This is a genomic window from Xanthomonas sp. CFBP 8152 (assembly GCF_014199025.1).
GTDB lineage: Bacteria > Pseudomonadota > Gammaproteobacteria > Xanthomonadales > Xanthomonadaceae > Xanthomonas > Xanthomonas arboricola_B.
Genome location: NZ_JACHNO010000001.1, coordinates 271966 through 284664 on the forward strand (window position 1 = coordinate 271966; position 12699 = coordinate 284664).

Annotated in this window: 10 protein-coding genes; 4 read left to right on the forward strand and 6 right to left on the reverse strand. The window is 66.6% G+C overall.

What is annotated here, in order from left to right; genetic code table 11:
* The first annotated feature begins 35 nt into the window (after window positions 1–35).
* Entirely contained in the window at window positions 36–1865 is a 1830-nt protein-coding gene (glmS, locus tag FHT09_RS01260; RefSeq protein WP_104605942.1) for a glutamine--fructose-6-phosphate transaminase (isomerizing), read from the forward strand.
* 338 nt (window positions 1866–2203) lie between these two features.
* A complete protein-coding gene (locus FHT09_RS01265) occupies window positions 2204–2677 on the forward strand; it encodes a hypothetical protein (protein WP_104605941.1) in 474 nt (157 codons plus the stop codon).
* A 407-nt stretch (window positions 2678–3084) separates the two neighbouring features.
* On the opposite strand, the gene gloA is transcribed toward FHT09_RS01265, so the two are convergent.
* The 4 genes from gloA to FHT09_RS01285 form a co-directional block, all read right to left on the reverse strand.
* Window positions 3085–3609 carry a lactoylglutathione lyase gene (gene gloA, locus FHT09_RS01270; RefSeq protein ID WP_104605940.1) on the reverse strand — a complete coding sequence of 175 codons (525 nt, stop codon included), beginning with the start codon at window positions 3607–3609 and terminating at the stop codon, window positions 3085–3087.
* Between the two features lie 212 nt (window positions 3610–3821).
* Window positions 3822–5171, reverse strand: coding sequence for a copper resistance protein B (locus FHT09_RS01275; RefSeq protein ID WP_104605939.1), 1350 nt, complete (start codon window positions 5169–5171; stop codon window positions 3822–3824).
* Window positions 5168–6979: a copper resistance system multicopper oxidase gene (locus tag FHT09_RS01280; RefSeq protein ID WP_104605938.1), complete on the reverse strand. Its 1812-nt coding sequence runs from the start codon at window positions 6977–6979 to the stop codon at window positions 5168–5170. The genes FHT09_RS01275 and FHT09_RS01280 overlap by 4 nt, the downstream gene beginning before the upstream one ends.
* A 103-nt stretch (window positions 6980–7082) precedes the next feature.
* Window positions 7083–7484, reverse strand: coding sequence for a CopL family metal-binding regulatory protein (locus FHT09_RS01285; protein ID WP_104605937.1), 402 nt, complete (start codon window positions 7482–7484; stop codon window positions 7083–7085).
* A gap of 142 nt (window positions 7485–7626) precedes the next feature.
* On the opposite strand from FHT09_RS01285, the gene FHT09_RS01290 reads away from it, so the two are divergent.
* The gene (locus tag FHT09_RS01290) at window positions 7627–8730 is read left to right on the forward strand and encodes a PLP-dependent cysteine synthase family protein (RefSeq protein WP_104605936.1); all 1104 of its coding nucleotides are present in this window, start codon (window positions 7627–7629) and stop codon (window positions 8728–8730) included.
* 99 nt (window positions 8731–8829) lie between these two features.
* Window positions 8830–10854: a M3 family metallopeptidase gene (locus tag FHT09_RS01295; protein WP_104605935.1), complete on the forward strand. Its 2025-nt coding sequence runs from the start codon at window positions 8830–8832 to the stop codon at window positions 10852–10854.
* Between the two features lie 99 nt (window positions 10855–10953).
* Here FHT09_RS01295 and fabB read toward each other — a convergent pair whose 3' ends face one another.
* A complete protein-coding gene (fabB, locus tag FHT09_RS01300) occupies window positions 10954–12162 on the reverse strand; it encodes a beta-ketoacyl-ACP synthase I (protein ID WP_104605934.1) in 1209 nt (402 codons plus the stop codon).
* Window positions 12162–12677 (reverse strand): 3-hydroxyacyl-[acyl-carrier-protein] dehydratase FabA, encoded by a 516-nt coding sequence (gene fabA / locus FHT09_RS01305; RefSeq protein ID WP_104605968.1) that lies wholly within the window; start codon window positions 12675–12677, stop codon window positions 12162–12164. Before fabA ends, fabB begins: the two co-directional genes overlap by 1 nt.
* Window positions 12678–12699 lie beyond the last annotated feature (22 nt).

Here is a 12699-nt window from a genome sequence, read left to right on the forward strand (position 1 = left end):
CTAAAATGTGCGGCTTCGTCCTCAAGGGTTGTCCTATGTGCGGCATTGTCGGAGCGATCGCCGGGCGCGATGTGGTCCCGGTCCTGATCGAAGGACTCAAGCGTCTGGAGTACCGCGGCTACGATTCCTCCGGCATCGCCGTGCTCGATGGCGCGCAGGTGCGCCGCGTGCGCCGCACCGGGCGCGTGGCGGCGATGGCGCAGGCGGCACAGGCCGAGCAGTTCGGCGCGACGCTGGGCATCGGCCACACCCGCTGGGCCACCCATGGCGGGGTCACCGAGGCGAATGCGCACCCGCACATCAGTGCCGGCGTGGCGCTGGTGCACAACGGCATCATCGAAAACCACGAACAGCAGCGAGAGAAGCTGCGCGCGCTCGGCTACACCTTCGAGTCGCAGACCGATACCGAGGTCATTGCGCATCTGATCCATCACCATCTGGGCAGCGCAGGCGACCTGTTGACCGCGCTGCAGCGCACCGTCAAGGAACTCACCGGTGCCTACGCGCTGGCGGTGATGAGCCAGGCCGAGCCTGAGCGTTTCGTCTGCGCGCGCATGGGCTGCCCGCTGCTGATCGGCGTGGGGGACGGCGAGAACTTCGTCGCCTCCGATGTCTCGGCCATCGTGCAGGCCACCCGCCAGGTGATCTTCCTGGAAGAGGGCGACACCGCCGACTTGCGTCGCGACGGCGTGCGCATCTTCGATGGCAACGACGCGCCGGTCGAACGTCCGCTGCATCTGTCGGACGTCTCGCTGGCATCGCTGGAACTGGGCCCGTTCCGCCATTTCATGCAGAAGGAGATCCACGAGCAGCCGCGTGCGCTGGCCGATACCGTCGAGGCGGCGATCGATGCCAAGGGCTTCCCGGCGTCGCTGTTCGGCCCCAATGCCGAAGCGGTGTTGCGCGATATCGAAGGCGTGCAGATCCTGGCCTGCGGCACCAGTTACTACGCCGGCATGACCGCGCGCTACTGGATCGAGGCCATCGCCGGGCTGCCGTGCAGCGTGGAGATCGCCAGCGAATACCGCTACCGCGCCGCCTATGCCAACCCCAGGCATCTGATCGTCACCATCTCCCAATCCGGCGAGACGCTGGACACGATGGAGGCGCTGAAATACGCCAAATCGCTGGGGCACCTGCACACCCTGTCGATCTGCAACGTGCCCGAAAGCGCGATCCCGCGCGCCAGCGAACTGGTCTGCTACACGCGTGCCGGCGCCGAGATCGGCGTGGCCTCGACCAAGGCGTTCACCACCCAGCTGGCGGTGTTGTTCCAGCTGACAATTGTGCTGGGCAAGTTGCAGGGACGCATCAGCCAAGCCGAAGAAGCGGACTATCTGGAGCAGCTGCGCTTTCTGCCGGGCAGCGTGCAGCACGCGCTGAATCTGGAGCCGCAGATCATGGCGTGGGCCGAGCGTTTTTCGGCAAAGGAAAACGCATTGTTTCTCGGCCGCGGCCTGCATTACCCGATCGCGCTGGAAGGTGCGCTCAAGCTCAAGGAAATTTCCTATATCCACGCCGAAGCGTATCCGGCCGGCGAGTTGAAGCACGGCCCGCTGGCGTTGGTGGACGCGGCGATGCCGGTGGTGGTGATCGCACCGAACGATCGCCTGCTGGAGAAGGTCAAATCCAACATGCAGGAAGTGCGCGCACGCGGCGGCGAGCTGTTCGTGTTCGCCGACCAGGACAGCCACTTCAGCGAGTCAGAAGGCGTGCACGTGATCCGCACGCCACGCCACGCCGGCGTGCTGTCGCCGGTGATCCACACCATTCCGGTGCAGTTGCTGGCCTACCACACCGCACTTGCACGCGGCACCGATGTGGACAAGCCGCGCAATTTGGCCAAGGCGGTGACGGTGGAGTAAGCACGGCCGATCGCAGGGCTGCGCTCACTCGAATGAGCGCAGTCGCTGCCGGGCGGCCTCTACCACCATGCACTGTTGTGGGTTCCCGCGCCCGCCCAACGCCCCCGCTACGTTTCACCGCTTCCCTCGCTCGCACACGTCGGCATCGGGTGACGGTACGGGTGGCTCTGCGTCGGCATCGCGCAAGGGCAGATGCGGCGCCGCTTCGCGCGACCGCGTTTGGGTCGCTATCGGTGCCGCAGCGACGGAAGATTGGCAGACGAGCGATCCGGTTGCCAACGCTCTGGTCCAGGTTATGCATACGCTTCCTGCGAGGGTCCCATCACGCAGGAGGACGTATGCACGAGTCTTTCAAACAGGGCGCGCCGGCCGAGGTGTGGCAGGCGTTGGTACGTGAAGCGGGGCAGCGGATTGCACGTCCGCTGGACGAATCGCGCGAGCATTATCTGGTCTTCGTGTTGCTGCGCCTGCAGCGCGATGCGCAGCTATTTTCGCGCACGCAGGCCCTGGCCTGGCTGCATGCCCAGGACCAGATCGGCAGCCTGCGGGCGAATGCGTTGCGCGATATCGGAGATCAATGCCTGTTGATTGCGGGCCTGTTTCCCGGGGTTGCGCAGCGCCGACGGCTCAGCGTCGACTATTTCATCGCGTTGGGCCGCGGCGCGTATTTCGAGGTGGCCGACACGCGTTACAGCGATGCAGGCCTGTTCGCGCAATTGGCCGCCACCTATCGCGAGCTGGTCCACACGCTTGCCGCCCTGCGCCCGCCGCGCGAGTGGCAGCGCAGTCACGGCGGACTGCTGCGCGCGTAGAGAAGTGCCACCTCCGGGGCGCCCCTACAGACGTGGGGACCGCCCCGACTGCCAATTGCGCACGATGCGCTCACACTAAGTGCGCAACTGAGCGTTCTAGCCGACTGCGGATCGTTGTCCGATGGACCAAAGCACTGTGCCGTTGATCGCTGTCCGCGCGATCTGACAGTGCCATGTCGCATTGCGTGGGGGACACGCAATGCGACGTTGTTGGGGTAGGATCCGGCGCTGCAGTTCACCTGATGGCGTATTTCCGCGGTCCGACTGTTCGCCCGTCCAGCAGAGCCTGGCCGATCCAACTGCGTGGGCGCCCTCTCTGCCGACATACCCTGCTCGAAAGCGACGTGCCGACAGCGCACGTGCTTGAAACAAAAATGCCCGTGAACCCCGGACATTTTTGTTATGCGTCACGCCAGCGGCGTATTGGAAATGATCTCCACCCAGTAGCCGTCCGGGTCCTTGATGAAGGCCAGGTGCTTCATGCGGCCGTCTTCCAGGCGTTTCTGGTACGGCACTTTTAGGGAGTCGAAACGCGCGCAGGCGGCGTGGATGTCGGGCACCGAGATGCAGATGTGGCCAAAGCCGCGCGGCTCGCTGTTGCCGTCGTGGTAGACCGGGCCGTCCTGGGTTTCGGTGCCGTGGTTGTGGGTGAGTTCGAGCACGCCGGGGATGCCGGCCATCCACAGCCGACGCGCGGCATCGTCGTCGGGGATCGCGGTGCCGTCGGGCAGCAGGGCCAGGAAGTACAGGCTGAATTGCGCATCGGGAAAATCGCGCGCGTCCAGCACGCGGAAGCCCAACACGCGCGTGTAGAAATCCAGCGAACGCTGCGCGTCCTTGACGCGCAGCATGGTGTGGTTGAACACGAAGCCGGCGGTGTCGGCAGGCGCGGCGCTGGCGCCGGGGACGTGTTGCAGATCGGACAAAGGCATTACGGTCTCCTCGGTGGAATGTGGGGGGCAGGTCACGCTGCGTTGGACGCAGATGTTAGCGGCGCAATGGTTGTCGGCATGTCTGCACCGTGCGCGTCGGCGGTCTGGCGTCGCTCTGCGACCGACCGCGCGCGACAGCACGAACTGCGCTGTTCAAGGTCGCGGCATGGACCTGGATCCGAACGGTCAGGCCCATGCGCACAGCGGCTGTCTCAGAACCAGACGCGCACGCCGGCAACGAACCGGCTGTCGCGTGCCGGTTCCTCTTCGATCGCGGCGCGGCGTGCGGTGTCGCCGAAATTGCGGCTGTGCACCCAGCCGATGTAGGGCGCGAAGCGGCGGGTGATTTCGTAGCGCAGCCGCAGGCCGACCTGGACCTGCTCCAGCCCGCTGCCGACGCCGCGCCGGTCATCGTCGGTGAGGGCGATGTCGGCTTCCACGCGCGGCTGCAGGATCAGCCGGTTGGTGAGCAGTACTTCGTACTCGCCTTCCAGGCGCAGTGCCGCGCGGCTGCCGCTGCCGACATAGAGCGTGGCTTCGGTCTCGAACTTGTAGGGCGCCAGGCCCTGCACGCCGAAGGCGGCCCAGCTGCGATGCTCGCCCGCTCCGATGTCCTGACGTGCACCGACCAGCAGGTCCCACCATGGCGAGATGGCACGACCATAGAACGCTTCCATCGATGCGGCCTGCGTGCGCCCGTCCTGCCGCTCGCCTTCGCTACGCAGCCAGAGCCGGTCGATGTCGCCACCGATCCAGGCGCGCGCTTCCCAGTCGTGACCGCTGCCGCGCGTGGTGTCGAAGGCTTCCAGGCGATCGAGCAATACGTAGTGATTGATGCCTGGCGTGTGCATCGCATGGTGCTGCAAGGGTGCGAATGCCGCAGCGACCTCCTCGGCAGTGGGCTCGGGGATCGGCGTACGGGGCAGTGCGCCGGCGATGGGCAATGCCGGCGTCTGCGTCGCCGCTTCGGTGTGCGGCGCGTGTTCCATGCCGATGTGATCCATCGCCTCATGCTGTGCTTGCCCATGCTGCATCGAGGCATGATCCATCGATTGATCCATCGATGCGTGCTCCATTGCGCCGTGGTCGCTGTCTGTCTGCGATTGTCGGGTGTGGTCCAGTTGTGGATTTGCAGCGGTCGGGTGCGCGGCGTGCTGGACATCGGCGTGCTGCATGCCTGCGTGCTGCATGCCTGCGTGGTGCATCGATGCCGGCGATGCGGAAACGTCGGCCTGTACCGGGCGTTGCGCAGGCATGCTGTCAGCAGTGTTTGCCGATGCCGATGCCGATGCCGATGCACTGCTGGAGTGCTGCGCGTGCTGCATCTGCGCATGATCCATCTGCATCGCCTCAGCGCTCTGTTGTGTGGATGGTGGCGACGCCGCCGTCGCGCTGGATGTCTGTGGCTGGGCAGCCGTCGCCTGGTTGGTCATCTGCATTGCATGTGCGCCATCGACATGCGCGGATGAATCCACCGCCGCATGCTGATGCTCCTGTGCAGTTGCCGATGCGCTCAGCAGCAGGGCGAGCAGCGCCTTGTATTGCGTCCGTGGCGTACTCATGCCTCCACCCGCACTTCGCGCATCATGCCCGCTTCCATGTGGTACAGCAGATGGCAGTGGTAGGCCCAGCGGCCCAGCGCATCGGCGCGGACGCGATAGCTGCGGCGCGTGCCGGGCGGCATGTCGATGGTGTGCTTGCGTACCTGGAAATTGCCGTCGGCGTCTTCCAGATCGCTCCACATGCCGTGCAGATGGATGGGGTGCTGCATCATCGTGTCGTTGACCAGCACGATGCGCAGCCGCTCGCCGTACTGCAGCTGCAGGGGCTCTGCCGAGGCGAAGGCGATGCCGTCGAACGACCAGGCGAATTTTTCCATATGTCCGGTCAGATGCAGTTCGATCTCGCGCCCAGGCGCGCGTCCATCCGGATCCTCGAACAGGCTGCGCAGGTCGGCGTAGCGCAGCACCCGGCGGCCATTGTCGCGCAGGCCAACCCCGGGGTCGTCCAGGCGTGGAGCCGTGGCATTGCTGCGCATGTCGATCAGCGGGTTGCCGTCTTCGCTGGCAGGGTGGTGCGGTCTCTTGCGCTGCGCATCGCCGCTTGCATGCCCGTGCGTCTGTGCGGCCGGCATCGGCATTGCCATCGCGTGTGCCGCGTGTGGGTCGCTGTGCGGCGTGTCGGCGCCGTGCATGGCGTGACCTGCATGCGCGATGCCATCGCCGTGCCCCATGTCCTGCATGGTGAGGATGGCGCGCGGATCCAGCGCAGGAATCGGTGCCTGCAGTCCATGCCGCACCGCCAGCGTGCCGCAGGCGAATCCGGTGCGGCCCATGTCCTGCGCGAACACGGTAAACGCGTCCTGGCCAATGGGCTCGACAAGCACGTCGAAGGTTTCGGCTGCAGCAATGCGCAACTCGTCCACGCTGACCGGATGCACGTACTGGCCGTCGGCGGCCACCACGGTCATGCGCAGGCCGGGAATGCGGATATCGAAGTAGGTCATCGACGAGCCGTTGATGAAACGTAGCAGTACCTTCTCGCCGGGCTTGAACAGGCCGGTCCAGTTGCCCGCCGGGGCGACGCCGTTGAGCAGGTAGGTGTAGGTGTCGGCGTTGACGTCGGACAGGTCGGTCGGGGTCATGCGCATGCGCCCCCACATGCCGCGGTCGGCCAGCGTTGCGCGCAAACCGTCGTCGCGCGCGTCGCGCAGGAAATCGCCTACCGTGCGCTGGGCGTAATTGTCGTGACTGGGCATCTGCTTGAGCCGCCGGAACAGCGCGGCCGGGTCCAGGTCGGTCCAGTCCGAGAGCAGCACCACGTGCTCGCGATCGTGCCGATACGGCGGCGGTGTCAGCGGGTCGATGATGATCGCGCCGTACAGGCCGGCCTGTTCCTGAAACATCGAATGGCTGTGATACCAGTAAGTGCCGGACTGGCGCAGCGCAAAGCGGTAGTGGTACTCCTGGCCCGGCGCGATGCCGTCGAAACTCATCCCCGGCACGCCATCCATGTTGGCCGGCAGCAACAGGCCGTGCCAGTGCACCGAGCTGGGTTGGTCGGCCAGCGCATTGCGCACGCGCACGCTGACCGTGTCGCCCTCGCGCCAGCGCAGCGTGGGGGCCGGCAGGCTGTGATTGACGGTGATGGCGCTGCGCGTGCGCCCGGTGAGGTTGACCGGCATGCGGCCGATCTGCAGCGCCTGGCTGGTGCCGCGCAACACGGGTGTGGCCGGGGGGGCGGCACGTACATCGGCGCGCCACAGGCCGCCGGCGGCCGCAATACCGCCCAGGGCGAGGCCTTGCACGAAGCGGCGTCGACTCAGGCCGCCGCTGGAAGAGGGATCGAAAGAAGCAGGATCGAAAGACATGACATCTCCGCTGCGGCCGGCCACTGACGGCCGACGCATGCATCGCTAGGAAAGCCCACGCAACACGCGCGCGGGACCGACGACGGCGCAAAGCCGTCAGCGCTCAGGCGATGGGAGGTCGAACCGGTTGCTCGGGCACCGGGCTGCTGCGCCCTTCGGCCAGTGTGGCAGGCAGGGTGGGGCGGCCAGGGAGGCCGGCGGGCACTGCAGGCAGGGTCAGCAGGGCGAGACTGCAGTGCTGCAGGCAGTCGCAGCTGCCCAGCTTGCAGCAGTCGGCCGCGTGCGCCTGTTGGGTTTTATCGGGGGCGTGCGCCGCAGCGGGCGGCGGCATCTGCTCATGGCACGGCATCGCCGCCGGCATGGACGCCTGCGCCATCGAGTCGGTCGACGGCACCCCGGCCGACGCCATCTCCGGCAGTGCCATGCCCACCGACGCCCACGCGCCGGTGGCCGTATTGGCTACCAGGCACAGGCACAACAGCAGACGGAGCAGGCAATCCAGCACGGGCAGTCGGAGCAGTCAGGGCGGGCGGACAGGTGCAACGAGCATAGCACCGGCTCGCAGCTGTCCGCCCGATGACCCGCCCGCCGTGGCCGCGCGCCCGGCAGCGGTAGAATTGGCGCTTCCTTCGCCGCACAGTCCTGCCATGTCGCAGCGCCAGTGGGTGGCCGCCGCCATCCAGAAGATCGAGGCCGATTTCAACCGTTCGGCCGACACCCATCTGATTCCGATGGACCTGCCGGGCTTTGCGGGCATCGACCTGTACTTCAAGGACGAGTCCAGCCACCCGACCGGCAGCCTCAAGCACCGGCTGGCGCGTTCGTTGTTCCTGTACGCGCTGACCAACGGCTGGCTGCGTGCCGGGCGGCCGGTGATCGAGGCGTCCAGTGGCTCGACCGCCATCTCCGAGGCCTATTTCGCGCGGCTGCTGGGCGTGCCCTTCATCGCGGTGATGCCAGCCTCGACCTCGCCGGAAAAGATCGCCGCGATTCAATTCCAGGACGGCCGCTGCCATCTGGTCGAACGTGCCTGCGATCTGGACAGCGCCTCGCACCAGCTCGCACGCGAGACCGGCGGCCATTTCATGGACCAGTTCACCTACGCCGAGCGCGCCACCGACTGGCGTGCCAACAACAACATCGCTGAATCGATCTTCAAGCAGCTGGCCGAGGAGCCGCATCCGATTCCCGACTGGATCGTCTGCAGCCCCGGCACCGGCGGCACCAGCGCCACGCTTGGCCGCTATGTGCGCTACCGGCGCCACGCCACCCGCATCCTGTGCGCCGACCCGGAAGTATCGGTGTTCTTCGACGGCTATTGCCGCGCGGTGGACGGGCAGTGCCCCAAGGAGCTGGCCATCACCGGCGGCTCGCGCATCGAAGGCATCGGCCGCCCGCGGGTGGAGTCCAGCTTCATCGCCAGTTGTGTGGACGTGATGATCAAGGTGCCCGACGCCCTGAGCCTGGCGGCGATGCGCCATGTCAGCGCCACGCTCGGCCGCCGCGTCGGTGGCTCCACCGGCACCAACTTCGTCGGCGTGCTGCAGGCCGCCCAGCGCATGCGCGAGGCGGGCCGCAGCGGCTCCATCGTCACCATCCTCTGCGATGCCGGCGAGCGCTATGCGCACAGCTATTACGACCCGGCCTGGTACGTGGCGCGCGACATCGACGTCATCGACAGCGATGCGGCCATTGCCATCGCGGTGAACGGCGGCGACTTGCCCGCGCTGCCTTGTGCGGCGCTGGAATGACCGCCATATCCCGTGAGCCGCTGGCAGAACCGCTGCGTCTCGCAGCGTCTGCCATCCCCTCGCCCTGATTCCTGATCCAGTCCACCGCCGGAGCGCCCCATGACCAACCCGCTGCTCGACCTGTCCGGACTGCCGTCCTTCGATGCGATCCGCCCCGAGCACGTGGGCCCGGCGATCGATCAACTGCTGGCCGACGCCGAGGCCGCGGTGAAAGCGGCCGAGCAGGTCAGCCCGGTCAGCTGGGACAGCTTCGTGGTGCCGCTGGACGATGCCACCGAGCGGCTGTGGCGCGCCTGGGGCCAGGTTGGCCATCTGCAGGCGGTGGTCAACACGCCGGAACTGCGCGAGGCCTACAACAGCAACCTGCCCAAGCTCAGTCGCTTCGGCAGTGCGCTGGCGCAGAATCTGGCGCTGTATGCGCAGTACAAGGCCCTGGCCGAAGCACCGGAAGCGGCGCACTACGACGCCGCGCGGCGCAAGGTGCTGGAAAACGCGCTGCGCGATTTCCGCCTCGGCGGTGCCGAGCTGGATGACGCGTCCAAGGCGCGGTTTGCGCAGGTCCAGGAAGAACTGTCCGCGCTGGCCGCCAGGTTTTCGCAGAACGTGCTCGATGCCACCGATGCATGGTCGTACGTGAGCGATGACGCCACCGAGCTGTCTGGCCTGCCGGCCGAAGTGGTCGCCGCTGCACGCGCGGCCGCGGAAAAAGACGGCATGCAGGGCTGGAAGCTGACCTTGCAGATGCCGTGCTATCTGCCGGTGCAGACCGATGCGGACAATCGCGCGCTGCGCGCGCGGCTGTATCGCGCCAACGCCGAGCGCGCCTCCGAGTTCGGCGATGCCGCGCTGGACAACAGCGCCAATATCGACCGTATTCTGGCCCTGCGCGCCGAGCTGGCGCAGCTGCTCGGGTTTGCCAGTTACGCGGAGTATTCGGTCGCCACCAAGATGGCGCAAAGCCCGGATGAAGTGATGGGCTTCCTGCGCGATCTGGCGGTACGCGCCAAGCCGTATGCGCAACGCGACCGTGCCGAGCTCGAAGCCTTCGCCCGCGACGAACTTGGCCTGGACCAGTTGCAGGCCTGGGATCTGGCCTACGCCTCCGAAAAACTCAAGCAGGCGCGCTACAGCTTCTCCGAGCAGGAGGTGAAGCAGTACTTCACCGAGCCCAAGGTGCTGGCCGGTCTGTTCGATGTGATCCACAGCCTGTATGGCCTGACCGTCAAGCCCGATCGCGCGCCGGTCTGGCATGCGGATGTGCGCTTCTATCGTCTGGAGGATGCGCAGGGCGAGCTGGTCGGCCAGTTCTATCTGGACCTGTACGCGCGCGAAGGCAAGCGTGGCGGCGCGTGGATGGACGATTGCCGCAACCGCCGCGACACCGCCAACGGCGTGCAAACGCCGCTGGTGTATCTGGTATGCAACTTCGGCCGCGGCAGTGGCGATACGCCGGCCACGTTCCGGCATGGCGAAGTCACCACGCTGTTCCATGAGATGGGCCATGGCCTGCACCAGTTGCTGACGCGCATCGGCGAGTTGGGCGTGGCCGGCATCAACGGGGTGGAATGGGACGCGGTGGAACTTCCGAGCCAGTTCATGGAGAACTTCTGCTGGGAATGGGAGCGCGTGCAGGCGATGACCGCACATGTGCGCACCGGCGAGCCGTTGCCGCGCAACCTGTTCGACCGGCTGCTGGCCGCACGCAATTTCCAGAGCGGCATGTTCACCGTGCGCCAGCTGGAATTTGCGTTGTTCGACATGCAGCTGCACAGCAGCTCCGACCCGACCCAGGACAACGTGCTGCAGCTGATCGAGCGCGTACGCGACGAGGTGGCGGTCAATCGCCCGCCGGCGTGGAATCGCTTCCCGCACCAGTTCAGCCACATCTTCGCCGGCGGTTATGCAGCCGGTTACTACAGCTACAAGTGGGCAGAAGTGCTCAGCGCCGACGCCTACGCCGCTTTCGAGGAAGCGCCCGGACAGGTGGCCGACACCGGCGCGCGCTTCCGCCATGAGGTGTTGTCGCGTGGCGGCAGCCGCAGCGCGGCCGACAACTTCCGCGCCTTCCGTGGGCGTGCGCCGAGTATCGATGCGCTGCTGCGGCACAACGGCATGGCCGGCTGAACCGGGATTGGGCAATCGGGATCGGGGGAGTGGCAAGAGCGCTCTCTCCGCACACCGATCCCCAATTCCCAATTCCGCGCGGCGCCCGGCGCCGCGCCGTCACACCCGGCCGAACACCAGTGCTGCGTTGGTGCCGCCGAAGCCGAAGCTGTTGGACATCACCGTGTTCAACGTGGCGTCCTGGGTCTGTCGCAGGATCGGGAAGCCTTCGGCGCGCGGGTCGAGTTCGTCGATATGCGCCGAGCCGGCCATGAAACCGTCGCGCAGCATCAGCAGGCTGTAGATCGCCTCGTGCACGCTGGCCGCGCCCAAGGAATGGCCGGACAGCGCCTTGGTCGAGGACAGCGGCGGGACGTTGTCGCCGAACACCTCGCGTACCGCGCCCAGCTCGGTCACATCGCCCAGCGGCGTGGAGGTGCCATGCGTGTTGAGGTAGTCGATCGGCCGCGTCAGGCCCTGCATGGCCATGTGCATGCAGCGCACCGCACCTTCGCCGCTGGGCGCGACCATGTCGGCACCGTCGGAGGTCACGCCATAGCCGAGCAATTCGGCATGGATGCGTGCGCCGCGTGCGATGGCGTGGTCATAATCCTCCAACACCAGCATGCCGCCGCCGCTGCCGATGACAAAGCCGTCGCGCTGCGCGTCGTAGGGGCGCGAGGCCACCGCAGGGCGATCGTTGAAGCCGGTGGACAACGCGCCCATCGCATCGAACATCACGCTCATGGTCCAGTGCAGTTCTTCGCCGCCGCCGGCGAACATCACATCCTGCGCGCCATGCCGGATCAGGTCCGCGGCCGCGCCGATGCAATGGGCCGAGGTCGCGCAGGCAGCCGACAGCGAATAGCTCAGGCCGCGGATCTTGAACGCGGTCGCCAACGAGGCGGAGACCGCCGAGCACATCGTGCGCGGCACCATGTACGGGCCGACCTTGCGCACACCACGGCTGCGCAGCAGGTCGGCGGTTTCCACCTGCCACTGGCTTGAGCCGCCACCGGAGCCGGCAATCACACCGGTGCGCAGGTCGCTGACCTGCTCGGCATCCAGTCCGGCATCGGCGATCGCATCGCGCATGGCCAGATAGGCGTAGGCCGAGGCATCGCCCATGAAGCGTTTGAGCTTGCGGTCGATCAGGCTGTCCAGATCCAGCGCCACCGCACCGCCGACCTGGCTGCGCAGGCCGGCCTCGGCGTGGTCGGGTAAGGCGGTGATGCCCGAGCGGCTCTCGCGCAAGGCGCTGGACACGGTGTCCAGATCATTGCCCAGACAGGAAGTGATGCCCATTCCGGTGACGACGACGCGACGCATCAGAAATTCTCCGTTGAAGTGAACATGCCCACGCGCAGGTCGTTGGCCGTGTAGATTTCGCGCCCGTCCACCAGCATGCGTGCATCGGTCTGTGCCATCACCAGCTTGCGGTTGATCACGCGGCTGACATCGATTTCGTAACTCACCAGTTTGGCGTTCGGCAACACCTGGCCGGTGAACTTGACCTCGCCGCAGCCCAGCGCGCGGCCGCGGCCTGCTGCGCCGATCCAGGTGAGGAAGAAGCCGGTCAGCTGCCACATCGCATCCAGGCCCAGGCAGCCGGGCATCACCGGATCATCGATGAAGTGGCAGCCGAAGAACCACAGGTCCGGGCGCACGTCGAGTTCTGCGCGGATCACGCCCTTGCCGTGTGCGCCGCCGCTGTCGTTGATCTCGGTGATGCGGTCGAACATCAGCATCGGATCGTTGGGCAGGCGGGCACTGTCGGGTCCGAACAATTCCCCGCGCGCGCTGGCCAGCAATTGGTCGCGCGAATACGCACTTTGACGAGTCATGACGAACGTTTCCTGCAAGAAG

Bases quoted from the DNA above. Each gene is read 5' to 3' on its own strand.
- FHT09_RS01275 (WP_104605939.1), bottom strand. From the start codon at position 5,171: ATGAGTACGCCACGGACGCAATACAAGGCGCTGCTCGCCCTGCTGCTG.
- gloA (WP_104605940.1), bottom strand. From the start codon at position 3,609: ATGCCTTTGTCCGATCTGCAACACGTCCCCGGCGCCAGCGCCGCGCCT.
- FHT09_RS01265 (WP_104605941.1), top strand. From the start codon at position 2,204: ATGCACGAGTCTTTCAAACAGGGCGCGCCGGCCGAGGTGTGGCAGGCG.
- fabB (WP_104605934.1), bottom strand. From the start codon at position 12,162: ATGCGTCGCGTCGTCGTCACCGGAATGGGCATCACTTCCTGTCTGGGC.
- FHT09_RS01280 (WP_104605938.1), bottom strand. From the start codon at position 6,979: ATGTCTTTCGATCCTGCTTCTTTCGATCCCTCTTCCAGCGGCGGCCTG.
- fabA (WP_104605968.1), bottom strand. From the start codon at position 12,677: ATGACTCGTCAAAGTGCGTATTCGCGCGACCAATTGCTGGCCAGCGCG.
- FHT09_RS01295 (WP_104605935.1), top strand. From the start codon at position 8,830: ATGACCAACCCGCTGCTCGACCTGTCCGGACTGCCGTCCTTCGATGCG.
- FHT09_RS01290 (WP_104605936.1), top strand. From the start codon at position 7,627: ATGTCGCAGCGCCAGTGGGTGGCCGCCGCCATCCAGAAGATCGAGGCC.
- glmS (WP_104605942.1), top strand. From the start codon at position 36: ATGTGCGGCATTGTCGGAGCGATCGCCGGGCGCGATGTGGTCCCGGTC.